Source organism: Marinococcus luteus (assembly GCF_034497705.1).
Lineage (GTDB): Bacteria > Bacillota > Bacilli > Bacillales > Marinococcaceae > Marinococcus > Marinococcus luteus_A.
Genome location: NZ_JAXRUV010000005.1, coordinates 36,212 through 58,984, shown reverse-complemented (window position 1 = coordinate 58,984; position 22,773 = coordinate 36,212). Strand labels below are relative to the sequence as shown.

The 22,773-nt window shown below is 45.8% G+C and carries 24 protein-coding genes; 15 read left to right on the top strand and 9 right to left on the bottom strand.

Annotated features, from left to right (window positions below; genetic code table 11):
• Positions 1–20 precede the first annotated feature (20 nt).
• From Q9M42_RS09450 to Q9M42_RS09430, 5 genes are all read left to right on the top strand, one after another.
• On the top strand, positions 21–299 hold the full coding sequence (locus Q9M42_RS09450; protein ID WP_322526240.1) for a SunI/YnzG family protein: 279 nt from the start codon (positions 21–23) through the stop codon (positions 297–299).
• A gap of 206 nt (positions 300–505) precedes the next feature.
• Entirely contained in the window at positions 506–823 is a 318-nt protein-coding gene (locus Q9M42_RS09445; protein WP_322526239.1) for a hypothetical protein, read from the top strand.
• A gap of 52 nt (positions 824–875) precedes the next feature.
• Positions 876–1,937, top strand: coding sequence for a hypothetical protein (locus Q9M42_RS09440; RefSeq protein ID WP_322526238.1), 1,062 nt, complete (start codon positions 876–878; stop codon positions 1,935–1,937).
• A gap of 166 nt (positions 1,938–2,103) precedes the next feature.
• A complete protein-coding gene (locus Q9M42_RS09435) occupies positions 2,104–3,276 on the top strand; it encodes an iron-containing alcohol dehydrogenase (RefSeq protein WP_322526237.1) in 1,173 nt (390 codons plus the stop codon).
• 99 nt (positions 3,277–3,375) lie between these two features.
• Entirely contained in the window at positions 3,376–4,215 is an 840-nt protein-coding gene (locus Q9M42_RS09430; RefSeq protein ID WP_322526236.1) for a formate/nitrite transporter family protein, read from the top strand.
• 42 nt (positions 4,216–4,257) lie between these two features.
• On the opposite strand, the gene brnQ is transcribed toward Q9M42_RS09430, so the two are convergent.
• Positions 4,258–5,583: a branched-chain amino acid transport system II carrier protein gene (gene brnQ, locus Q9M42_RS09425; protein WP_322526235.1), complete on the bottom strand. Its 1,326-nt coding sequence runs from the start codon at positions 5,581–5,583 to the stop codon at positions 4,258–4,260.
• A 364-nt stretch (positions 5,584–5,947) separates the two neighbouring features.
• Between brnQ and Q9M42_RS09420 the strand changes: the two genes are divergently transcribed.
• Complete coding sequence (locus tag Q9M42_RS09420) at positions 5,948–6,196, top strand: hypothetical protein (RefSeq protein ID WP_322526234.1); 249 nt, start codon at positions 5,948–5,950, stop codon at positions 6,194–6,196.
• 144 nt (positions 6,197–6,340) lie between these two features.
• Positions 6,341–6,487 (top strand): hypothetical protein, encoded by a 147-nt coding sequence (locus tag Q9M42_RS09415; RefSeq protein ID WP_322526233.1) that lies wholly within the window; start codon positions 6,341–6,343, stop codon positions 6,485–6,487.
• A gap of 150 nt (positions 6,488–6,637) precedes the next feature.
• Here the strand turns inward: Q9M42_RS09415 and Q9M42_RS09410 are convergent, their stop codons facing one another.
• Both Q9M42_RS09410 and Q9M42_RS09405 read right to left on the bottom strand, forming a co-directional pair.
• Positions 6,638–7,507, bottom strand: a complete 870-nt coding sequence (locus tag Q9M42_RS09410) for a DMT family transporter (RefSeq protein WP_322526232.1) — start codon at positions 7,505–7,507, stop codon at positions 6,638–6,640.
• 81 nt (positions 7,508–7,588) lie between these two features.
• Positions 7,589–8,581 carry a YeiH family protein gene (locus Q9M42_RS09405; protein ID WP_322526231.1) on the bottom strand — a complete coding sequence of 331 codons (993 nt, stop codon included), beginning with the start codon at positions 8,579–8,581 and terminating at the stop codon, positions 7,589–7,591.
• A 108-nt stretch (positions 8,582–8,689) separates the two neighbouring features.
• Between Q9M42_RS09405 and Q9M42_RS09400 the strand changes: the two genes are divergently transcribed.
• A complete protein-coding gene (locus Q9M42_RS09400) occupies positions 8,690–9,562 on the top strand; it encodes a LysR family transcriptional regulator (protein ID WP_322526230.1) in 873 nt (290 codons plus the stop codon).
• Between the two features lie 167 nt (positions 9,563–9,729).
• Positions 9,730–10,374 (top strand): FusB/FusC family EF-G-binding protein, encoded by a 645-nt coding sequence (locus tag Q9M42_RS09395; protein WP_322526229.1) that lies wholly within the window; start codon positions 9,730–9,732, stop codon positions 10,372–10,374.
• Positions 10,375–10,419: 45 nt separating this feature from the next.
• Here the strand turns inward: Q9M42_RS09395 and Q9M42_RS09390 are convergent, their stop codons facing one another.
• The gene (locus Q9M42_RS09390) at positions 10,420–11,319 is read right to left on the bottom strand and encodes a helix-turn-helix domain-containing protein (protein ID WP_322526388.1); all 900 of its coding nucleotides are present in this window, start codon (positions 11,317–11,319) and stop codon (positions 10,420–10,422) included.
• Positions 11,320–11,493: 174 nt separating this feature from the next.
• On the opposite strand from Q9M42_RS09390, the gene Q9M42_RS09385 reads away from it, so the two are divergent.
• Entirely contained in the window at positions 11,494–11,619 is a 126-nt protein-coding gene (locus Q9M42_RS09385; RefSeq protein ID WP_322526228.1) for a hypothetical protein, read from the top strand.
• Between the two features lie 16 nt (positions 11,620–11,635).
• Here the strand turns inward: Q9M42_RS09385 and Q9M42_RS09380 are convergent, their stop codons facing one another.
• Positions 11,636–12,157, bottom strand: a complete 522-nt coding sequence (locus Q9M42_RS09380; protein WP_322526227.1) for a gamma carbonic anhydrase — start codon at positions 12,155–12,157, stop codon at positions 11,636–11,638.
• Positions 12,158–12,279: 122 nt separating this feature from the next.
• Here Q9M42_RS09380 and Q9M42_RS09375 point away from each other — a divergent pair, with 122 nt between their 5' ends.
• A complete protein-coding gene (locus Q9M42_RS09375; protein ID WP_322526226.1) occupies positions 12,280–13,056 on the top strand; it encodes an alpha/beta hydrolase in 777 nt (258 codons plus the stop codon).
• A 32-nt stretch (positions 13,057–13,088) separates the two neighbouring features.
• On the top strand, positions 13,089–14,147 hold the full coding sequence (locus Q9M42_RS09370) for a tetraprenyl-beta-curcumene synthase family protein (RefSeq protein ID WP_322526225.1): 1,059 nt from the start codon (positions 13,089–13,091) through the stop codon (positions 14,145–14,147).
• Between the two features lie 42 nt (positions 14,148–14,189).
• On the opposite strand, the gene Q9M42_RS09365 is transcribed toward Q9M42_RS09370, so the two are convergent.
• From Q9M42_RS09365 to Q9M42_RS09355, 3 genes are read right to left on the bottom strand one after another with little or no spacing between them, the layout of a single operon-like run.
• Positions 14,190–14,753, bottom strand: a complete 564-nt coding sequence (locus Q9M42_RS09365) for a beta-class carbonic anhydrase (RefSeq protein WP_322526224.1) — start codon at positions 14,751–14,753, stop codon at positions 14,190–14,192.
• A 6-nt stretch (positions 14,754–14,759) separates the two neighbouring features.
• Positions 14,760–15,359: a class I SAM-dependent methyltransferase gene (locus Q9M42_RS09360; protein ID WP_322526223.1), complete on the bottom strand. Its 600-nt coding sequence runs from the start codon at positions 15,357–15,359 to the stop codon at positions 14,760–14,762.
• A 32-nt stretch (positions 15,360–15,391) separates the two neighbouring features.
• On the bottom strand, positions 15,392–16,360 hold the full coding sequence (locus tag Q9M42_RS09355) for a TIGR01212 family radical SAM protein (RefSeq protein WP_322526222.1): 969 nt from the start codon (positions 16,358–16,360) through the stop codon (positions 15,392–15,394).
• A 366-nt stretch (positions 16,361–16,726) separates the two neighbouring features.
• Here Q9M42_RS09355 and leuS point away from each other — a divergent pair, with 366 nt between their 5' ends.
• Complete coding sequence (gene leuS / locus Q9M42_RS09350) at positions 16,727–19,147, top strand: leucine--tRNA ligase (RefSeq protein WP_322526221.1); 2,421 nt, start codon at positions 16,727–16,729, stop codon at positions 19,145–19,147.
• A 22-nt stretch (positions 19,148–19,169) separates the two neighbouring features.
• Here leuS and Q9M42_RS09345 read toward each other — a convergent pair whose 3' ends face one another.
• Positions 19,170–20,465, bottom strand: coding sequence for an NAD(P)/FAD-dependent oxidoreductase (locus tag Q9M42_RS09345; RefSeq protein WP_322526220.1), 1,296 nt, complete (start codon positions 20,463–20,465; stop codon positions 19,170–19,172).
• 131 nt (positions 20,466–20,596) lie between these two features.
• Here Q9M42_RS09345 and Q9M42_RS09340 point away from each other — a divergent pair, with 131 nt between their 5' ends.
• Positions 20,597–21,001, top strand: a complete 405-nt coding sequence (locus Q9M42_RS09340; RefSeq protein WP_322526219.1) for a secondary thiamine-phosphate synthase enzyme YjbQ — start codon at positions 20,597–20,599, stop codon at positions 20,999–21,001.
• A 129-nt stretch (positions 21,002–21,130) separates the two neighbouring features.
• Positions 21,131–22,753, top strand: coding sequence for a putative polysaccharide biosynthesis protein (locus tag Q9M42_RS09335; RefSeq protein ID WP_322526218.1), 1,623 nt, complete (start codon positions 21,131–21,133; stop codon positions 22,751–22,753).
• Positions 22,754–22,773 lie beyond the last annotated feature (20 nt).

Below are 22,773 nucleotides of genomic sequence, written 5' to 3'. Positions count from 1 at the left end.
TTGTAAAAGGAGGGAATGTAATGTGGGGAATTAGAATTAAAGAAGATAAAGAGCATGTTGTAATCAAGTGGATGTTTTCTAAAATAAAAATACCTAAAAATACTATTACGAACCTCTATTTTGACAACACGTATAGTGGGGCAGAAGTTGATGCTGTGAGAATTGGTATTCCGGGAGGGACTATGCGTCAGCTTTTTATTGAAACAACTGCAAAAAATTATGTGCTGTTCACCTATAATGAACGACAGTATGCCCACAGGATTCAGAAGATGATCGAAAACAATAAAAATACCGTCTGACAGTTCGAAGCCACCTGACACCTGAAGGGGGCTTTATTGTATAAACAGCACCAGCCGAGCGCCTGTGAAATGCTGAAGCGTAAAATTAGTTCCTTAGTAGAAGATTAAAAATCTATCGGAAAGGTAATGATATAATTAAAGCCAAAATCTAAAAAGGGAAAATCCGTCACGGTGAAACAAAACTCATCTATAAGGAGATGTTAATCGTGTTAGTTCTTCCTGGACGAATAGTAAATATGCGTATTCCATTAGATGATAAGGCTTCGGGAGAGAAAAAAGACGGCAAATACACCTTTGGGTTTCAATTTCCGCAACGACAGGGTAAAGTACGTTATGCTAACGGCGTAAAAAAACGGGCGCGTATGATTTTTTATGTAAAAGATGAAGACGATCAGTTGATGTTTCAATATCCGATTACAGAAATTCAGCGGCATGATCACTGCGTAATTTCGACAAGATATGAAAAGCGCATTCCTGAAGAATTTCAAAAAGAAATCCGGCAGATTATCATCCATTTTGTGTAAACAAAATCCAATAATATATTCTCGGGCGAGAGAAATGAAAAGAGGGATTGCATTGGCTAAAAACGGACAATCATCAGAAGAACAGGCAAATGTGGTTATTACGAACGAAAACGGAGAAGATGAAGAAGTAGATCTTTACATGATGAGCGTAAAAGATATCAAAGCTCTTGCTGAAGAAAGCGGCCTCGAATTATCTTCCACCAAAAAAGAGGATATGATTAACGAAATCATGGAAGAAGTGGAAAGTGAAGACAGCGGAGAAGACCAGGGGTCGGAGGACGAAGAAAACGAAGAAAATCAGGACGAGCAAGAAGAAAGCGACGAAGAGCTTCCTGAGGAAGAAGAACAGGAAGAGCCGAGCAGCGAAAATGAGAAGGAGAATTCCTCATCTGAAGAAAAAGAGCAGGACCAGGCAAACGTCGTTATTACGAATGAAGATGGTGAAGATGAGGAAATTGATTTATATATGCAGAGTATAGAAGATATTCAGGCTCTTGCTGAAGAGAGCGGCCTGGAGCTCTCCTCTACAGATAAAAAAGGAATGATTGATGAAATCATGGCCGAGGTTAACAGTGGGGAAAGCGAGGACCAGCCCGAAGAAAATAAAGACGGGGCTTCTGGGGAACAAAAGCAGGATCCAACGGACAGTGAGGAAGATGCGGATGAAGATTCTTCAGAAGCCGGCAGCAGTGAAGAAGAAATGTCAGGTGAAGAAGAACAGGAAGAGCCGGCTGAAGAAGACGATGCGGAAGAAAACGAAGAAGCAGACTCTTCGCAGGAACAGGAAAATTCATCAGAAGATAACAAAGAAGAAGAAAATAGCGGTGAAGTGGAGCAGGAAGAACCGGCAGCCGAAGAAGACAGTGCAGAGGAAGGTTCGTCGTTCATTTCCGAAGAAGCAACCAGCCAGCTCGTCAAAGATGTAAAGCATTCGCTGATTAACGAATTAAAAGATGATTTATATGAAGATGTAAAGCAGGAACTAGTGCAACAGCTGCATGATGAACTAATCGGTAATTCAAAAAGTGACCTGTTGGATGAAATTAAGTCTGAGGTCATGGAAAGTGTCAAAAAAGACTTGAACAGTGCACTTGCAAAAGATGAATCCGCCTAAAAAAGCCCGTTCCCGGGCTTTTTTTATGCTTATAAACATGGCAGAGACGTCGGACATGTTTAATCTTCCGGATTAAAAGGAAATGCTTGTTCTGTAGTTAAAATAGATGTTTATCAATCATACCAGACATCTTCGTTTAGCTTAAAACACTAAGGGGGCTTCACTAATGAGCAGATTTACGATCCCAAGAGACATCTATTTTGAAGATAACGCGCTTGAAGTACTGCGCACATTTGAAGGGAAAAAAGCCACGCTCGTTATTGGCGGCGGCTCTGTGAAAAAGAACGGCAATTTAGCCCGCATTCAGGAGCATCTTGCTGCAGCAGATATTGAAACTGAAGTTCTTGAGGGATACAATACGGAACCAACCGCAAAAATGGTCAAAGAAGGAGCAGAAGAAATGCGCTCCTTTGCACCTGACTGGATTATAGGCATCGGCGGCGGTTCTGCGATGGACGCTGCTAAAGCGATGTGGCTGTTTTATGAACACCCTGAGCTTTCCTTTGAGGATGCAACGAAACCTTTTGAATTGCCGCGTCTCCGCCACAAGGCGAAATTTGCCGGTATTCCTACGACAAGCGGCAGTGGTTCTGAAGTTTCCAATCTTTCAGTAGTGGCAGATGAAAAAACAAACGTTAAGTATCCACTTGCAGACTTTGGTCTGACGCCGGATATAGCTATTATTGATCCAATCATGGTGGAAGATCTGCCAAAACATATTGCCGCTTACACGGGTATGGATGCTTTTACCCACACTATCGAATCCTACGTAGCCAAGCCGCGGACTTTATACACTAACATTCTTGCTCTCGGCGGTGCAGAAGTGATTAAAGATAATTTGAAGGCATCGTACAACGGCGATCACGAAGCAGGAAAGCAGATGCACAGTATTCAGGCGATGGCCGGGATGGCGTTTGCGAACGCGGTGCTTGGCAATGTACACAGCCTTGCTCATAAAAGCGGTCCTACGTTTGATATTCCCCACGGCTATGCCAACGCGATTTATCTGCCGTATGTCATTGAGTTCAACCGTGCAGTGGTAGAAGACCGCTATGCAGAAATTGCACGCCGCCTGCATTTAAAAGGGCAGACAGATAAAGAATTGACAGATTCGCTTGTAGAGTATATTTTTGAACTCAACAAGGATTTAGGATTAGCTGTTACGCTTGAAGAATTCGGTGTTCCTGAAAAGGATTTCGAAGACCATCTGGACACAATGGCTCAAAATGCACTAAGCGATCCATGTACTGGAACCAATCCACGGGAAACATCCTTCGAGCAGATGAAGGACTTGTTCAAAGCTTCATATTACGGAAAAGAAGCTCTGGTAAAAGGCTGAGTATAAAAGGAAAAAGATAAACCGGAAACCCCGATTGCTTCGGGGTTTTTCCTTTGGTACTGATCCTGTGGCAGAGATCAGGAGAGGGAGAGATGTGTTATGCCGAAAGAACAAAAGCTCGGGGCAACCGACCGGCAGTATAAAGAACCGCCCGAGGTGGTACAGGCGTTTGGGGAAAATGGACGTAACCACTTAAGTAAGGAATTCAGAGCGCAGTTTCTGCTGGCGATACTGGCAGGATCATTTATGACCTTCGGAGCGGTTTTTTCGATTCTCCTTGCAACAGGCGTAGAAGCGAAAGGGCTATACTATCTATTGTCAGGAATTGGTTTTACGGCGGCTTATGTCATGGTGTTTTTATCCGGTGCTGTACTATTTACAGAAATTAATATTCTGCTTCCGAGTTACTTATTTCGAAAGCCGAGTGTTTATTTTATGCCGATTGCAAGGTTCTGGCTTGCTACTTACATCGGCAATATTGTCGGTGCATTATTCGTTGCAGCAGTTATTCAGCTTTCTGGATCCCTGACTTCGGAATTTTACGGAGAGTTGCAGGTTTATTTATCGGACAAGATGAAATTTAAAGAGTCTGGCGGAATCGGCTGGTTCCAGGTCGTTTTGTCCGGCATTCTGGCTAACTGGTTAATCGGCATGGCATCGTTTCTTACCACAGCCGCGAGAGATGTTACGGGGAAAGTAGTGGCTACTGCGCTTCCGGTTATCCTATTTGTGGCTGGTAATTTTCAGCACAGCGCAGCGAACATGGGCTACTTCAGCATGGGGGTATTTGCAGATACTGAGCACGCATGGTACGAATACCTGCTTTTTAATTTAATCCCTGCAAGTATTGGGAATTTAATCGGTGGTGCCCTCCTTGTTTCTCTGCTGTTCTTATTTGCCTACAGGGAAGAGCTTCGTGATGGTGAAGGTATTGAATAGAAAAAAACTGCTCCTGAAAAGGGGCAGTTTTTTTATGAAATATTATTTTTCATGAAAAGAAGTCCTTTGCGGCGATTGAGAAGGCATCAGCCTTTCGAGAAGATATCCGGCGGCAGCCCCGATAAACGCAGGCACCACCCAGCCAAGCCCCTGCTCAAAAAACGGTGAGGTCTGAAGAATACTTGTGATAGCCGGAACAAAGACTCCTATACTTGAAAGTCCTTCGTAAAGCGCGAATATCCCTGTAAAGATAATCGCCAGCTGATACATTAGTGAGCCTTCACCAATAGCAGGACGCAGAAGTGAAAGGACGATGAGCACAATGGCAAGCGGATAAATAAACACGAGTAAAGGAACTGCGATGCTTAAAATTAAAGACAAGCCTAAATTAGTAACCAGCATCCCGATGACTGTAAAAAATACGACAAACGATTTATAGGCAATGCGTGGCATTACGCTGTGAAAAAATTCGGAGCATGCTGTTATCAGGCCGACGCTGGTGGTCAGGCAGGCAAGCAGAACGATCAAACCAAAAAAGAAGCTGCCGGATGGGCCAAAAAGCATGGCTGCGGCAGGTTCAAGGATGCCGGCCCCGTCAGTGATTCCTTCCTGCTGTGACATCCGGGCACCGATCCATCCAAGCGAAATATAGACGATTGAAAGACCGATTCCAGCTACTGCAGTAGCTGCTGCAGCGCCGGACATCAGTTCACGTTTAGAAGACGCCCCGTGGGTGCGCAGGCTGTTAACAATAACCATTCCGAAGGCAAGGGCACCGAGAGCATCCATCGTCAGATATCCTTCTAGAAAGCCTCCAATAAAAGGAGAATTATTATAAGGGGCTTCAGCTGAAGAAGAATTTGTATCGAAAACAAAAAATGCCCGTACAAATAAAGCGGCTAAAGTAACGAATAGAATAGGTGTCAGCCATTGGCCCAGACGATCGACTATTTTTTCAGGATTTAAGCTCAGCCAAAGAGTAACTGTGAAAAAGATTAAGGAAAAAAGTAAAAGTGTCCACCAGGTTCCGATACCTGCAGCCGGGACAAAACCGATCTCATAGGCGACGTTCGCAGCCCTCGGAATTCCATATAAAGCTCCGATGGATAAATAAATCAGCACCGCAAACAACAGACCGAACATGGGATGGACTCTGCTTCCCATGCTGATAAGTCCGTGTCGTGCCTGCACAACAGCCATAATGGCAAGAATAGGGAGAAGGACTCCCGTAAAGAGAAAACCAAAGATAGCAGGTGTGAAGTTGTCTCCTGCAGAATAGCCAAGAAATGGCGGGAAAATTAAATTTCCAGCTCCGAAAAATAACGAGAAAAGCATAAAGCCGATAAAAAGAATACGTGACTTTTTCATGTCGGCACCTCCTGTACGTAAGTGATGACGCCACACAACGCAAAAAACCCGTTTCCAAAATGGAAACGAGTCAAATTCTTAAGAGAGTCCTTGAAATATCATGCTGTACTGGATCATCTTGTGAGAAAATGACTATATAAGGAAAAGCATTATGTAAGGTTAATAATCATTCTATAATGTAACGCGGATCTGACTGAAAGTAAACCGTCAGCGTGCATTAAGACAAATAAAAAGAGTGTAAGCGGATACGCGTAATTGCTTGAAAAAATACAAAGAAAAAATCAAATTTTTAATAATTTCAAGTGTATATCATAGGTGAGAGGGTATATATTCATAGGTCCAATATCACTTGGAGGGGAGAATTATGGGGAAAGGTATGAACTGGGTTAAAAACCATCAGTTTTGTTCTACAGTTGAAGAGCATGATGACATCGTTATTTTGGAAGTACCTTATACAGCAAGCAATGAGCAGTGGGAGGAAATACAGGAAATTATCAATGTTCTTCATGATCACGGATATGTGGAAGGTCAGACAAAGCGTATCGATCAGCTGCAGATTGAACTTGTAGGTTTTAAAATCCCATGGAGCCAGCAAAGAATGAATTCCGGGTAAAAAAGTAACAAAAATAACCATTTGATGAATAAAAGATTAAAGAAATTACGTTTACGTTACAAGTGGATATTAAAACACAAAAATCATATTTGGGTTGATATGATAGTGTTTAATTAATTATTTCGGAGAAAAGAGGTCTGCAATTTGCGAAACCCAATTGTATTAATGATGGTAATGGGTCTTTCTATGTTTTATGTTATTGTGCCGTTTATGAGTATTGAGCAAATGCCGACCATGCTGACAGGTGTACAGCAGATTTTGAAATCCATTACCTCCATCAGTTTTTTATAATATATATGCGATACGGGTCTCTCTGCTTATCTGCAGGAGGCTTTTTATTATTTATCACGGAAAAAAACAAGTGGTTCCGGGCCTGCATCGGAGCATATAGTATACAGCTTTTTTTCAAACGAAAAGCAGCCCCTTTTGGGAGCTGCTTTTTTAGGTTGACTGGCGTACGCTAAACGCAGTAATAGAAACAAGAATGATAACGATACCCAGAGCCTGAATAATTGCCAGACTATCTCCAAGTAGAACTACCCCAAACAAAGAAGCGGTGACCGGCTCTGCCATGGCGACCATTGAAGCAGTAACCGGAGTAGTCAGCTTTATACCGATAACGTAGAGTACAAAGGAAATGCCTGCACCAACGAGCCCGAGCAGCAAAAACCACCCAAGGTCACTGGATGTTAAAACGGATACTGCTTCCTGTTGGTCGACAAACGTCAGAAGAATCACACAAAAGACAAAGAAAGCGATTGTTAAAGAGGTTTCGGGTCTGCCGACTGCAGAGGCGTATTTAAATCCGAAAATAAACAACGCGTACGAAAGACCGGCCCCGAGGCCAGCAGCGGCGCCGGCAAGTGTAACCGAGGAACCGCTTGTATCATAAGCACCTGTCAGCAGAAAAATACCTACAAGCACTACTGCAATACATCCCCATTTGAAAAAAGTAGAGGGCTCCTGCTTTAGAAAAAAAGAAATCAAAAATACAAATATAGGTGCGGTATACATTAGCGTAGCGGCAATTGCTACGCTCGAGGCCTCGATACTAAGGAAGTAAAAGGTGAAATTGCCGGCGACGCCTGCCCCGGCGAGAGCTGCCCATATAAATAAGCGGGCGGATGGGGACCCGGTCTGGCGAAGCCGTAGAAGGAACCATATAAAAATACAGACAAAACCTACGGCCCCCCGGTAAAATGAAATAACTAACGGGTCCCAGCCCTTATGTAATAGTATATCTGCCAATCCACCTGAAATACCCCATAGTACCGCAGCCATTACAACTAAAATCGTGCCTGAAAATTTCATTGTCAGCCTCCGCGGTAGTGTGAATATAACTTTTTACCCTTAAAGAAGCTGCTTCAAACAGATTTTGCAGCACCGGTCAGATTAAAGCATAACTTCAATAAGAACGTAGCCAAAAAAAGATAATAAAAGCGAGCCGCAAACTGCCACGATAAACATCTTTAAACTAATGGTTTTAAAAGAGGCGGCAGGCATCTGCATCCCAAAGCCGGCCATGGCCATGCCAAGAAAAATATATGAAGCTGAGACCATAAAAGCAGCTGCCGAATCGTTGAGCAGATTAAAGGTATTGGCCAGACTCACTGCTAAAAATCCGAAAATAAACCATGGAACCGGAATCGTATGTGAGGCCCGTTTTTCTTTACGGCTTTGAAGCGTGGCAACTACAAGTGCTACCGGGATGAGAAGTGCAACTCTCGTTAATTTAATGATCAGGGCGTGGTCCTCCGAAACTGTACCGCCGGCTTCAGATGCTGCTACAGCGTGAGCTACTTCATGGAGAGTTCCTCCGGATAAAACGCCATATTCATATGCATTCATCCCCAGAAACGGAAACAAAAAAGTATAGGAAACGGAAAAAACAGTACCAACCACTGCGATAATCGCGATGCTCGCAGTGATTGCTTTTTGTTCTGCTTTTACAATCGGAGCAATAGCTGCGATAGCTGAAGCTCCGCAGATAGCTGTACCGCAGGCTGTTAACAGACTGAGCGTTTTATCTATCTTTAAAGCTCTCGCAGCAAGGTAAATGAAAAAAAGCGCAATTAGTAACCCGGAAGCAGCGATAAAAAAAGCGTTAAATCCGGATTCGTAAATATCTCCTAAATGCAGACGCGCACCCAGGAAAATAATGCCGAGCCTAAGCAAGTGCCTGCTGGAAAAAGTGATTCCCGGAAGCGCTCGATCGGGAACCCCGGCGGTGAACCGCCAGCATACGCCTAAAAGTATTGCAGTAACAAGCGCGCCCATTGCTGAGAATGGAGCGGACTCTGCGAGTGCGCTGCTGAGCACAGCAGCAATAAACGTAAAGATAAGTCCGGACATTAGCATGGGAATGGAAGAAACAAATCGTTTCATTAGTCTTCAACTCCTAATCATTAATGCTATTGTACTCCGGCTCTTTTTATTATAAAAACAAATATATATAATACAATTAATTAATATTTTTAATGAATAGGAGGACATATGCATATTGACGAATTAAAAACTTTTTTGACCGTCGTGGAGGAAAAAAATTTCACAAAAGCCTCAGAGGTGCTCTCCCTCTCCCAGCCTACTGTAAGCGTGCATATAAAAAATCTTGAAAAGGAATTTCTTGCCCCGCTTTTTCAGCGGACAACAAAGTCATTGATGCTTACAAGAGAAGGTGAGGTGTTTTTGGATCATGCCCGTCAGTTGATGGGCACCTACGCCCATATGAAGGAAGCTATATATATGATGCACGAGGAAGTGAGCGGAACCATTCATATAGGGGCCAGCTTTACGATTGGGGAATACGTGCTCCCAAAAGTAATGGCCAGAATGCAACAGGAGTATGAAGGGATTCAGTTTGAAGTGACGATTGCCAATACAGAGGAAATCATTCAGCTGGTCCGGACGCTGAAAGTCGATATCGGCCTGGTGGAAGGGCACAGCGGGGCTGCCGACATTACGCTGACACCGTTTCAAACGGACCGCCTGGCGGTAGTTAAGAGTACATCCAATTCCTTTTCGCCTGTCACCCGGGAGGAGCTGCAGGACCAGAAATGGGTGGTTCGCGAAAAGGGGTCCGGTACCAGGGAATCGTTTGATTATGTGATGGATGCCAATGGGATCCGTATACGTTCACTGCTGATGATCAGCAGCACGCAGGGGGTTAAAGAAGCTGTTAAAAACGGCCTTGGACTATCTTTATTATCAGAAGCAGCGATTGAAGAAGAACAAAAACACAACACGCTGGAGCTTTTATCTATTGAGGGCATCGATGCGAAAAGATTTTTTTCATATGTACTTCCAAAAAGAACAGAGCGGACAAAAAATATTCAGTTTATGATCCGGTGCCTGACAGAGAATCGCTGACGTTCGGCGGCTTCTTTTTTATAGTTTTCTACAAAAACTAATTTGTTGTATACTAATACCGCAAACTTAAGGGAATTACCGATAATGGATTTATATTCACTGCTGTATAAAGCATTCTGTTCAACGCAAAAACGGAAGCTTACTATACTGAAATGAGGAATGGGTAAATGATTCAAATTGAACCATTTTTGCGCAATGATCAGTTTAATTTTATTAAAGAGCATGTATGGAAATTCGCCCATGCACACGCTACAGTAAAAGATGCTGATGTAATCAGTGCATTAAAACACAGTGCCTTTGATCAAATTATCAACAGCTTTCATTCGATGAACGATGAGCAGGAACGCCTGTTAGAAAAGGTTCTGTATGTAGAGGACAGCACTCAGGCAGAGCAGATTCTCGGTGAGTTAAAAATGTATGTGGTTCCATTCCCGGCTGTAACTGTAGAACGGATTAAAAAGCTGTTTCCAAAGGCGAAAAAGCTGACAATGCCATCATTGGAAGAAGTGGAACTGAAAAATATATCTTATCTGGGCTGGAATGACATCCGGGCTGAACGAAAATATATTATTACTACGGATCAGAGGAGATTGACGGGCGTGTTTGGGACATTTCGGAACACTCCCGGAAAAGGAATCTGTACGATCTGCAACAAGCAAGAGGAGACAGGGCTTTTTATGGCAGTAGTGAAGGCGGGAAAAGAAACATATACGAGCCGGGGCAACTATATCTGCCATGACAGTCGCAGATGCAATGAAAATATTACGGATCTCCGGCAGCTTGAAACGTTCATGTACCATTTGAAAAAGTGAATACCATAAAAGCCGGGGAAGGAACGTTTCCCCGGCTTTTATATATTATTGCAGTGTGTGCAGATGAATGGTCCCGTCTCTTTCATAATCGTTGATTTCCTGGCGAATGTGGTCTGCGAGGCCGATTTGCTTCATCGTATCAAACATGGAACATGCCTGACTCCAGTCCTGAAGAGCGGATTCATCAAATCCCAGAACCAGAAGGTTTTGTCCCCGCTGATAAAGCAGTTCCCCTAAAACGTAGCTGTTCTGCAGGTCAATACAGCGGTTGATTCCCTTTGAACACCAGTCGATGGATTGCTGGTAAGCACCCTGATAGGTCAGCGCTTTAGTTAAAGTATATGTCAGCTTTAATTCAATGTATTTATTCTCCGGGTGCACCAGGCTCTGATGGTCCTGCAGCGCTTTCCGGCATACGTCCGCAGCTTTTTTGTATTCGTGTTCAAGGTTGTAAATAATCGCCATGGCGTTTATGATTTCACCTTTACGTTCCGTATAAATTCCTTTATGGTACGCATCGAGGGCAGAAGAAGCCAGTTCAAGAGCCCGCTCTGGATCTTTGTCCAGTTCGTAGGCGCAAATAGCTTTGTGCCAGAGCATGTATTGCTCGTAATAGCCGATTTTGAAAATAGGGTTGTCTTCCTCCCTGGAAAGAAGCTCCCGCATCGAAACGTAATCATGCTCGAACCGGCACGTTTCAAGCATACTGAATACAGAGCGCACGTAGTCGCTGCGGTCTGTTAACGCTTCTTCAAAAAAGTAATACATGCTGGCTCCGAGCCGTTCAGCAATATAAAACATGGTGCTTGAATACGGAACGATGGTCCCCTTCTCAATTTTACTGATCTGCGCCTGGGTACAAATATCTTTGGCAAGCTCCTTTTGTGTGTAGCCACGGTATTTTCGCAGCTCCTGTATTTTATTTCCCACCCGTGAAAAATCCATCAATATAGTTCTCTCCCTATCTCTCAAATATTCCTATAATTATTTTACGGGAAGAAATCCGTAGAAAAAAGAGGAAAGTCTTAGGAAAATGATCGATTTTGGAGCCAGAAGCGGAAAACACTCTTTTTATAGTTCAAATATACTAAAATGAATATATAATAAAGAGGTGAAGAAATGAAAAAGGCAGGTTTATGGTATGCTGCGTTCATTGTGATTATAATGGCGACAGCTGCACCGGTTCAGCAGACAGCACCGGTGGCAGGTGAAATTATAACGAGAGACATCCCACATCAATATTAAAAACAAGCCGTGGACATCATTGATGCCTGCGGCTTGTTTCTTTATACTGCTTGGCTTTCTCAACATATTCGAGGCGGATACGCTCCATGTCTTCTTTGTCCTCTTCAGTGAGATCACGAACGACTTTGGCCGGACGTCCAAAGGCAAGTACGCCGGCAGGAATCGTTTTTCCGGGTGGAACCAGGCTGCCGGCACCAATGAACGCCCCTTCACCGATCTCTGCACCGTCAAGCACTGTCGACCCCATACCGATGAGTGCCTTTTTTCTTACAATGGCGGAATGAAGCATTACCTGATGACCGACAGTAACATCGTCTTCAATAATCAAAGGATGCTTCGGGCTTTGGTGCAGCAGGCATTGATCCTGCACATTGACTCTGCTGCCAATCAGCGTAGGTGCTACGTCCCCGCGAATAACGGTGTGAAACCAAATGCTTGATTCTTCGCCGATGGTAACGTCACCAGTGATGACCGTGAAATCTGCTAAAAAAACGGTGGGAGCAATGGAAGGATACTGGTTGTTGTACGGATAAATCATAAAAAACCACACTTTCCGAAATTTATTCTGCATTTCTAATGCAAGTGTAGCAAAAATAATAGTAAAATAAAGAAAGATATATTTCCCGGGGCACTGGATTGAGGAAAAAGGGGGCGATAATAGTGGAAAAAAGATTAGTGGACCGCCCACGTGGAGTTGTTGTGCTGGTTCATGGATCAGGAGAACACTACCGGCGATATGAATGGCTGATCCATGTATTGAAGCGTCAGCATCTGCATGTGATAACCGGAGATCTGCCGGGACACGGAGAAACTGAAGGGCGAAGAGGACATATAGACAGCTTCCGTGAATACACAGATACAGTATATGAATGGTACAGAGAAGCAGCTTCCTTTAAGCTGCCTATTTTTATGCTTGGGCACAGTATGGGAGGATTAATTGTCATTCGGGCGGTGTCCGAGCGGTACATGCCGGTAAAAGGAATTATTTTATCTTCTCCGGCACTCGGGTTATACGAATATCCAAACAGGATCCGGGAGTTCTCCGGCAGGCTGGCACACCGGCTTATGCCGGGCAAGCCTCTCCGGACGGGCATCCAGGCCGAGTATCTAACAAGAAATCCGGAAACAAGAGCAGATTACCAAAGGGATGAATTGGTGAATGATACGGTCTCCGTCCGCTGGTACCAGGAAATGATCCGTTCGATGCGGATCAGCCTAGCGCAGCCGGAAAGCTTTCCGGATACTCCGCTTCTGGTTATGCAGGCCGGGGAGGATTATATCGTTGATAAAGAAGCGACTGTACGTTGGTTCAACCGGCTGCATACATCTGAACGAACGATCAAAATATGGAATAATCTTTATCATGAAATATTAAATGAGCCGGAGCAGGAACGGGTAGTAAGATATATCATTCACTTTATGAACCAGCATTCCTAATATGAACCAACCACTCAAGGAGGCCTTTTGAAATGTCAGCACCAACGTCTATACCAACTATTATGTATTACGGGGTGAAGCAGGCCCTGCCGGCTGCCCGCCAGTATTTAAGCGAATGGAAGCATAAAGCAGAGCAGATCCCGGATGATTTATACCGCCAGGCAGCGCTTGAAGCAATTGATGAAAAAACCTTTCATTACGAAGGGGGATCGCTCTATGCATTGATCGCCCCAGAGTATATTCGGAGCGAGTTACTGCGTTTTATTGTAGCCTATCAAAATATCAGCGATTATTTGGATAGTATCTGTGATATGAGCCAGGAGGAGGGCGTAACCTTTTATCGTGATATTCATGAAGCCTTGAAGCATGCTCTGGATCCCGGGGCCAGTCAGCAGGATTACCTTAAAAAGAAAAAAGGGGACGGGGACGGCGGATTCTTAGCAGACCTGGTTGAAACGTGCCAGTCCGCTCTGCAGAGCTTTCCGGGCTTTTCTGGTGCGCAGCCGTTTATGGAAGAGCTGTCCATGTATTACAGGGAGATGCAGATATACAAGCATATTGATGTCAATGAGCGTGAAGCCAAGCTGATTGAGCTTTATGAGCACTTTAAAGACCGGGTTCCACCGATGACATGGTATGAATTTTGTGCTGCTTCCGGATCCACGCTCGGTATCTATGCACTGGCCGGGTATGCTGCACGTTCACCGCTTGCAGAGCTTCAGGCGAAATCGATTAAAGAAGCCCATTTTCCTTATGTGCAGGGAATGCACATTCTGCTTGATTACTTTATTGACCAGGAGGAAGACGTGGAGCAGGGCTCTCTGAATTTCACCGAAAAATACGCGTCTGCCGGTCATATGATGTCCAGGCTGGAATTTTTCAAGTCCGAGGCTGACAAAAAAGTAGCCAAGCTCCCGGAAGCAGGCTTTCATAAACAACTAAACAAAGGTCTTCTCTCCATCTATTTGTCCGACGAAAAAGTACAGGCAAATGAAACAATGAAGCAGCAGGCAAAGCATCTCCTACGCTTTGGAGGCATTACCTCGCTTATTTACTATTGGAACTCGTGGATGTACCGGAAAAAAATATAAACAAAGAACCGCCTCTTCCGAAAAAGAAAAGGCGGTTCTTCTTTACATCTCAGCCGTATCAAGCGACGTCAGCTCTCCGGTCTCCGGGGAAATAACAAGGCCGTGCACTGGGGTTCCCGGTGGAAGCAGCGGATGATTTCTCATAACCTGGACCGATTGATGCACATTGTCCTCCACGTCCGAAAAGCCGCGCAGCCATTCGTGCACGGAGACTCCCTCAGCATGCATCACTGCCTCTGCATCAGATGAAACTCCGCGGTCGTACGCTTTTTCAAGCACCTGGCCAGCCTGAAGACCAGTCATGCCGCATCCGTAATGTCCGACAATCAGGACCTCTTCTGCTTTTAATTCGTATAAGGCCACCAGAATACTGCGGGTAATACTATCATATGGATCCGTAATCATTGCCCCGGCGTTACGGATCAGCTTTGCATCCCCATTCTGGATGCCCATAGCTTTAGGGAGCAGTTCAATGAGCCGGGTATCCATACACGTTAAAACGACAATACGCTTATTTGGGAATTTATCCGTTTGAAAAGCTTCATATTCCTTGTTTTGAACAAACTGCTGATTATGCTCTAAAATAGATTTCACCACTTTTGACATGATTCATCATCCCTTCGTAGATATATGTGAATAAGCTTGAACTAATTTGGATAAATAAGGAGTTTCTTCTGCTGTTTTTTCAAAGGTTAACACATAGGGAGGAGCCTTTTCCTGAAATTCGAGGCTGTACCTCAGCACCCGTACTTCGTGTTCCGAAAATTCAGCTGCAAGGTTCTCAACGGCTGTGCGTTCTGCATTTCCTCCCGGGTGACCGTGGTAAATGACCACGATAACCGGAACGCCTGGCGGGAACGTATGAAGACAAGAAAGAACCGCTGCAGTGGTAGAAGAAGCAGACGTCACAATCTGTTTATCGCTACCCGGCAGATAACCGAGATTAAAAACGGCTGCACGGACGCTGTTTTTTTCCTCAGCAGTGAGCAGAGACGCTGCGTATTCATGACTGCAATGGTGCAGCGTAACGTATGGCTCCAGGCTTTTCTTTTTTAATCGTGCGTATGTAGCTTGGATGGCTTCGCTTTGAATGTCAAAGGCATGCACATGCCCGGAAGGAGACACTGCCTCTGCCAGAAAGGCGGTGTCCCCGCCATTTCCGCAGGTGGCATCAATCACGGTGTCTCCCGGGCGGATATTTTGTGCAATCATCCAATGGGCGAAGGCCACGGCTTTCGGCAGGGTCATAAAGCTGCCGGGGCAGGCTGATAATATTTTCCCTGCCAGCTGTGTCTGCGAACCTGTTCTTTATGAATTTCATTTAATACTTCGAACTTGTTCACGCTCCACATTGGTCCGATAAGAAGCTCGGTCGGGCCGTCACCGGTAATGCGGTGAATGAGCATGTCAGGCGGCAGAATTTCGAGCTGATCCACGACAAGACTGACGTACTCATCCCGGCCGAGAAACTCCACCATTCCTTTTTCATACTGCTTGACCATCGGTGTCTTTTTCAGCAGGTGGAGCAGGTGAATTTTAATACCCTGAACGTCCAGATCAGCCACGGCCTGGGCTGTTTCCATCATCATTTGATGGTCCTCCTGTGGAAGGCCGTTAATGATATGGGAGCATACGCGAATGTTATGCCTTCTGAGCTTGTCCACGCCTTCTTTATAGCATTCAAAGTCGTGAGCCCGGTTGATTGTTTCAGCAGTCGTTTCATGCACCGTCTGCAGCCCGAGCTCCACCCACAGGTAGGTGCGTTCATTCAGCTCGGCCAGGTATTCGACTACATCGTCCGGGAGGCAGTCCGGGCGAGTCGCAATGGAAAGACCGACGACATTATCCTGGGCGAGCACTGCTTCGTACATTTCCCGCAGTTCTTCCACGGGGGCGTAAGTATTGCTGAATGCCTGGAAATAACCAATGTATTTTCCGTTTTTCCATTTCTTGTGCATACGGTCTTTAATTTCATGAAACTGGGTCACCACATCGTCGGCCCGATTGCCGGCAAAATCCCCGGATCCTGCCGCAGAGCAGAACGTGCAGCCGCCGTGGGCGACATTTCCGTCACGGTTTGGGCAATCAAACCCGCCGTCGAGCGGCACTTTAAAGATTTTATGACCGAATGATTCCTTTAAGTGATGATTCCATGTATGATACCGCTTCTCTCCCCAGACAAGCGGTTCTTCGTTAGATAATTCCGAGCTCATGAAGAGCCTCTCCTTCCATCGTGCATAAAATATTCCTTCTCATTTTAGCATGTTTTGCCTGCATTCCCAAAGCACAAAGGAAAAGAACCACGTAGAAAGGCTTGACAGCAGGGGGATAAATTCATAAAATATCAAGTATTGAATATCGGCGTACTTTGTTTATCGTTATGCACCCAGCAGACGCTTGACGAAAACGGGTGAGCGAAGCGTCAGAGTCGGAAACGCACTTGAGTGGCGTGTGCGCGTCCCGCCGTTTGTTTCGTGGAATTTAAGCCTCTCGTCCCTGCTTTCCAGCTGGGAGAGAGGCTTTTTTTACAGATAAAATGAGTACAGATGCTCCAACTATTTAAAGGAGGAACGACAATCATGGCATATCCCCACCAACAGATAGAACCTAAATGGCAGTCATACTGGGAGGAAAATGAAATCTTTGCCGTATCCAACGCAGATACCGGCGCCCCGAAATATTATGCACTGGATATGTTTCCTTATCCTTCCGGAGCCGGCCTGCACGTCGGCCATCCTGAAGGCTATACGGCAACAGACATCACATCAAGAATGAAACGCATGCAGGGCTACGATGTGCTGCATCCGATGGGATGGGACGCTTTTGGCCTGCCGGCGGAGCAGTTCGCGCTCGATACCGGAAAAAATCCCCGGGAATTCACTCAGGCGAACATTGCCAATTTCAAACGCCAAATTAAAGAACTGGGCTTCTCCTATGACTGGGCCAGGGAAATTAACACGACAGATCCCCATTACTACAAATGGACCCAGTGGATTTTCACAAAGCTGTATGAACACGGTCTCGCTTATATTGACGAGGTGCCGGTCAACTGGTGCCCGGCGCTTGGAACAGTCCTTGCCAATGAAGAAGTGATCGATGGGAAAAGTGAGCGCGGCGGCCATCCGGTGGAACGCCGGCCGATGAAGCAGTGGATGCTCAAAATTACAGCCTATGCCGATCGTCTGCTTGAAGACCTGGACGGCCTGGACTGGCCGGACAGCATTAAAGAAATGCAGCGCAACTGGATCGGCCGTTCGGAGGGGGCGGAGCTGACCTTTCACGTTGAAGGGAAGGATCTCTCATTTGACGTTTTTACGACCCGTCCGGACACTTTGTTTGGAGCGACCTACTGTGTGTTTGCCCCGGAGCATGAGTACGTAGAGGAAATTACTGCGCCGGAGCAGAAGGAAGCTGTAGAAAACTACCAGCATGATGCAGCCATGAAAAGTGATCTTGAACGCACAGAGCTGCAAAAGGAAAAATCCGGCGTATTTACAGGCTCCTACGCCATCAACCCGGTAAATGGGGAGAAAATGCCAATCTGGATAGCCGATTACGTTCTCGCTACATACGGCAGTGGAGCGATTATGGCCGTGCCGGCGCATGATGAGCGGGACTACGAATTTGCGAAAACATTCGATCTTCCGATCGTGGAAGTGGTTGAAGGCGGAGACACGTCCAAGGAAGCGTATACGGAGGACGGGCCGCATGTAAGGTCCGAGTTTCTGAACGGTTTATATAAAGACGAAGCTATTGGAAAAATGCTCGAATGGCTTGAAGAAAAAGATATTGGTCGGAAAAAAACAACCTACCGCCTGCGTGACTGGCTCTTCAGTCGCCAGCGGTACTGGGGAGAGCCGATTCCGGTTATTCACTGGGAGGACGGTTCGATGACGACGCTTCCGAAAGAAGAGCTGCCGCTCGAGCTTCCGGAAATGGATGAGTTCCGTCCTTCAGGCACAGGTGAATCACCGCTTGCCACCAATACGGAATGGCTGGAGGTCACTGATCCGGAAACGGGTATGAAAGGACGCCGGGAAACAAATACTATGCCGCAGTGGGCCGGCAGCTGCTGGTACTTCCTGCGTTTTGCTGATCCGGATAACGATGAAGAGCTTGCTTCGAAAGAAGCGCTGGAGAAATGGCTGCCGGTTGATTTATATATCGGTGGCGCAGAACACGCAGTGCTCCACCTGCTGTACGCACGTTTTTGGCACAAGTTTTTATATGATATCGGAGTTGTGCCTACAAAAGAGCCGTTCCAGCGGCTGTACAACCAGGGAATGATTCTCGGGGAAAACAATGAAAAAATGAGTAAGTCAAAAGGGAATGTCGTGAACCCGGATGAAATCATTCGTACCCACGGGGCAGATACGCTGCGGTTGTATGAAATGTTTATGGGCCCGCTTGACGCTTCGATTGCCTGGTCCAACAGCGGCCTGGACGGAGCGAGACGTTTCTTGGACAGGATCTGGCGCTTATTTGTAACCGACGAAGGATCTATCCGTCCGGAGATTCGGGAGGAGGAAGCATCGGAATCGTTTGCACGAACGTATCATCAGACGGTGAAAAAGGTAACTGAAGAATTCACTGAACTGCGGTTTAATACCGGCATCAGTCAGCTGATGGTCTTTGTCAACGAAGCGAACAAGCAGGAGATGCTGCCGAAAAAGGAATTAAAAGGATTTCTTCAGCTGCTGAGCGCTATCGCTCCTCACCTGGCCGAAGAGTTGTGGAGCCGTCTAGGGGAAAAACATTCGGTTTCAAGAAGCAGTTGGCCGGTACACGATGAACAGATGCTCATTGAAGAGGAAATTGAAATCATTATTCAGGTCAACGGTAAACTTCGGGCAAAAGCAGTGGTGCCAAGAGATGCTGATGAAAAGGACCTCGAATCGACGGCAATGGAGCAGGAAAAAATTGTGCAGGAGCTTGAAGGAAAGACAGTGCGAAAAGTCATTGCCATTCCAGGAAAACTTGTAAATATTGTAGCTAATTAAAAAAAGCTGGCCGCATTAGCGGTCAGCTTTTTGAATAGGAAGGGTGTTTTTCGGATTGCTCAGTTGGCTGTTCGGACGCGGACTTTCCGGCGGTATAGCCAGTGGAGAAGGCACAGGTAATGTTAAAGCCACCAGTGTATCCGTGAATGTCTAAAATTTCCCCACAGAAAAATAATCCGCTTTTCAGCCTGGATTCAAGCCGTTTTGGAAACACTTCTTTGATGGATACCCCGCCGCCGGTTACAAATGCTTCTTCGATGGAAAGCGTTCCATCTGCCGGGAAACGAAAATCGGTAAACAAGAGAGCAAGGGCACGCAGTTTTTTGTTCGCTGCCTCACCGATGGTCATCGTGCTGGAAATGCCTGCTTCCTGCAGGAAAAACAGCAGCAGTCGTTCCGTAGTGAGTCCCTTCAGGGCATTTTTAACCGTTTTTGCTTCATGTGTTTTTTTCAGCGAAACAAGGCGCTGAAACATGGATTCATGGTTTTCCTCGGGATAAAGGGAAAGGCCGAGCTCTATCTGATCGGCTTTGTATTTTTTTAAGGCTTTCACCACATACTGGCTGCATCTCAAACCGATCGGTCCGGAAACACCAAAATGGGTAAAGATCATATCGCCGGTATGAGTTTTAATAGCTTTGCCGCCCGGCCGGTAAACTGTCAGGGCGACACCGGAAAGCGAAATTCCCTGAAGCGTGCGGTCCTGGATATAAACAGCGGGAGAAGTAATAGGCACCTCCGTTGGATACAGCTCCGTAATTGTATGCCCGGCCGCCTCCGCCCAGGGATAGCCGTCTCCGGTGGAACCGGTTTTGGGTACGGACTTGCCTCCGGATGCAATAATAACGCGGTCAGCCTGAAGGTAGGTGCCGTCCTCTAAATAAAGCCCCTGGACCTTGGTATTGCCATAATCGATGGAAGCGACTTTGGTGTTGGTCCGTGTCTGGACCCCGAGCCGTTCCATTTCGTCAAGCAGCGTATTCACGACGGTAATAGCTTTATCATTAATAGGAAACATCCGGCCCATGTCTTCTTCCTTCAGGTCGATACCAAGATTTTCGAAAAAGCGGATAATATTTTCATTATCAAAGATGGAAAATGGGCTGTGCATAAATTTGCCGTTGCCGGGAATGTGTTCGATCAGTTCTTTTCGTTCCATGCGATTTGTGACGTTGCAGCGGCCGCCGCCGGAAATGGCGAGCTTTCTTCCAAGCTTCGATCCCTTATCTATTAACGTAACATCGGCGCCGTGCTTTGCGGCAGCAACCGAGGCCATTAAGCCTGCAGGGCCGCCGCCGATAACAATGACGTTCGTCATTTATTCATTCTCTCCTTACGACTGCGAAGCATAGCTCATGAAGATTAAAATGCTTCGTAATCGGTTATAATAGCTGTATTGTATCATAAGAGAAAATTTATTTTTACACAAGGATAAAGGAGGCGGCTCCAATGCTGCGAAAGCTTGAACTATCTACAAATGAACATGCAGAAATGATAGATGTTACCGAGAAGATCCGTATGTACGTGAAGGAGGAGGGACTCGACCACGGGGCGGTGATCGTCTATTCTCCGCATACGACGGCCGGAATTACTGTAAATGAAAACGCTGATCCAAACGTCCAGCATGATATGCTTATGCGTCTCAATGAAGTGTATCCCTGGGAGCATGAAAAATACCGGCATGCCGAGGGGAACTCTGCTTCGCACTTAAAAGCGAGTACGATGGGAACGCAGCAGACAGTCATAGTAGAGCAGGGAGAGCTAGTGCTCGGCACATGGCAGGGCATCTATTTTTGTGAATTTGACGGTCCGCGAAAGCGAACGTTTTATATTAAAGGATTAAGTGATGTATAATAAAAAGTACGCCCGTTTATCCAGAACGGGCGCTTTCTTTTGCCTCCGGTATTAATTTTCAGGCAAAGGGACGCCAGAATGGAAAATAGTATGGTAAAATTCGCATAGAGAGCAAAAGACGATTACACGATGGAGCTGAACATAAGAATGTCTGATTCAAAATTTTTGCGGGGAACGCTTCTTTTAAGCATAGCGACGTTTATTTCAAAATTTTTAGGAATGATTTACATATTTCCTTTCGCAGCCATGGTTGGCCAGCAGGGAATCGCACTTTATCAATACGGCTACCAGCCGTACACATTAATGCTTAGCGTAGCTACACTGGGGATACCGATGGCTATGTCAAAGTTTGTATCCAAATATAACGCGATGGGGGATTTTGAAACAGGCCGAAGGTTGTTTAAGTCGGGTCTTTTTTTTATGACTCTTACCGGAATTGCTGCGTTCCTTATTTTATTTTTCGGTGCTCCGCTTATCGTAAATTTAATATCGTTTGATTCGAGTGAAGCTTTCACCTCAGACGATGTTGTATTTACAATCCGCATGGTCAGCTTTGCTTTAATGATTATTCCAACGATGGCAATTATGAGAGGTTTTTTTCAGGGGCACCAGTCAATGGGTCCGACAGCGGTCTCTCAGGTTATAGAGCAAATTGTACGGATTGTATTCATTTTGGCCATGGCTTTGTTTATTCTGTATGCTGTCGATGGAAATCTTGGAACAGCTATTGGCTTTGCCACCTTCGGAGCATTTGTCGGCGGGCTGGCAAGCATGGGCGTACTGATTTTTTACTGGAAAAAACGACAGCGATTTTTGCAGCGGGAACAGGCTGGAAGCACAGTATCGAGTGACCTTCCCTTAACAAGCATGTACAGTGAACTCATCCGGTACGCGCTGCCGTTGTCCCTCGTCGGACTTGCCATTCCACTGTTTCAGATGGTGGACATGTTCACCTTCACCCGGGCGCTGGAGCAAACCGGAGAATGGACATCCGGCCAGATTCAGACCGCTTACGGCGCATTTGCAGGCTCTTCCCATAAGCTGATTCTCATACCGGTAGCAATAGCCACCGCAATGTCAATCACCCTTATCCCAACCATTACAAAATCCTTTACAGGCAATGATCAGGATTTGCTTCAACGCCAGATTACGCAGACTTACCAGGTGATTTTGTTTTTATCGGTGCCTGCTGCGGTTGGATTGTCACTTCTTGCGAGGCCAACATTTGGCGTGTTGTTTGGAACAGAGTCACTGGAAATAGGCAGCTATGTGCTGCAGCATTATGCGTATGCGGCGATCGTTTTCTCCCTTTTCTCAGTGAGTGCGGCAGTGCTGCAGGGAATCAACCGCCAGAAATATGCCATTGCTTCTCTGATGCTCGGTTTACTGGTGAAAATTATCAGTGCGTACGTTCTTCTTTTGCTTCTTGGACCGGTCGGTGGAATTTACAGCACAATTATTGGATTTACATGTGGAGTAATATTTAACGCCTGGGCGATTGCGAAGTTTACCGGTTTTCATTTCGGAGGGGTCTCGCGCCGGGCAGGTACAGTAGTTCTTCTATCTGCAGTAATGGGCATTGGCGTCTTAATTACAAGAAACGGCATGGAAGTTTTATTTGCTGGAAGCGGCTGGGTGGATTTATTTATGGTGGAAATCATCAGTGTCGGTGTCGGCGGGGTGCTGTTTATGGCCCTTGCAATGAAGAGTGGGCTGGCGGAAAAAGTACTTGGAAAACGCTTTTCGGCGTAGAGAAAACTCCTGCTTTCTAA

Excerpts from the sequence above, each read along its gene's own strand:
- Q9M42_RS09405 (WP_322526231.1), bottom strand. The coding sequence starts at position 8,581 with ATGAAACGATTTGTTTCTTCCATTCCCATGCTAATGTCCGGACTTATC.
- Q9M42_RS09380 (WP_322526227.1), bottom strand. The coding sequence starts at position 12,157 with ATGATTTATCCGTACAACAACCAGTATCCTTCCATTGCTCCCACCGTT.
- Q9M42_RS09385 (WP_322526228.1), top strand. The coding sequence starts at position 11,494 with ATGAAAAAGGCAGGTTTATGGTATGCTGCGTTCATTGTGATTATAATG.
- Q9M42_RS09335 (WP_322526218.1), top strand. The coding sequence starts at position 21,131 with ATGGAGCTGAACATAAGAATGTCTGATTCAAAATTTTTGCGGGGAACG.
- Q9M42_RS09450 (WP_322526240.1), top strand. The coding sequence starts at position 21 with ATGTGGGGAATTAGAATTAAAGAAGATAAAGAGCATGTTGTAATCAAG.
- Q9M42_RS09345 (WP_322526220.1), bottom strand. The coding sequence starts at position 20,465 with ATGACGAACGTCATTGTTATCGGCGGCGGCCCTGCAGGCTTAATGGCC.
- Q9M42_RS09370 (WP_322526225.1), top strand. The coding sequence starts at position 13,089 with ATGTCAGCACCAACGTCTATACCAACTATTATGTATTACGGGGTGAAG.
- Q9M42_RS09410 (WP_322526232.1), bottom strand. The coding sequence starts at position 7,507 with ATGAAATTTTCAGGCACGATTTTAGTTGTAATGGCTGCGGTACTATGG.
- Q9M42_RS09355 (WP_322526222.1), bottom strand. The coding sequence starts at position 16,360 with ATGAGCTCGGAATTATCTAACGAAGAACCGCTTGTCTGGGGAGAGAAG.
- Q9M42_RS09395 (WP_322526229.1), top strand. The coding sequence starts at position 9,730 with ATGATTCAAATTGAACCATTTTTGCGCAATGATCAGTTTAATTTTATT.
- Q9M42_RS09400 (WP_322526230.1), top strand. The coding sequence starts at position 8,690 with ATGCATATTGACGAATTAAAAACTTTTTTGACCGTCGTGGAGGAAAAA.
- Q9M42_RS09365 (WP_322526224.1), bottom strand. The coding sequence starts at position 14,753 with ATGTCAAAAGTGGTGAAATCTATTTTAGAGCATAATCAGCAGTTTGTT.
- Q9M42_RS09340 (WP_322526219.1), top strand. The coding sequence starts at position 20,597 with ATGCTGCGAAAGCTTGAACTATCTACAAATGAACATGCAGAAATGATA.
- Q9M42_RS09360 (WP_322526223.1), bottom strand. The coding sequence starts at position 15,359 with ATGATTGCACAAAATATCCGCCCGGGAGACACCGTGATTGATGCCACC.
- brnQ (WP_322526235.1), bottom strand. The coding sequence starts at position 5,583 with ATGAAAAAGTCACGTATTCTTTTTATCGGCTTTATGCTTTTCTCGTTA.
- Q9M42_RS09430 (WP_322526236.1), top strand. The coding sequence starts at position 3,376 with ATGCCGAAAGAACAAAAGCTCGGGGCAACCGACCGGCAGTATAAAGAA.
- Q9M42_RS09435 (WP_322526237.1), top strand. The coding sequence starts at position 2,104 with ATGAGCAGATTTACGATCCCAAGAGACATCTATTTTGAAGATAACGCG.
- leuS (WP_322526221.1), top strand. The coding sequence starts at position 16,727 with ATGGCATATCCCCACCAACAGATAGAACCTAAATGGCAGTCATACTGG.
- Q9M42_RS09420 (WP_322526234.1), top strand. The coding sequence starts at position 5,948 with ATGGGGAAAGGTATGAACTGGGTTAAAAACCATCAGTTTTGTTCTACA.
- Q9M42_RS09390 (WP_322526388.1), bottom strand. The coding sequence starts at position 11,319 with ATGGATTTTTCACGGGTGGGAAATAAAATACAGGAGCTGCGAAAATAC.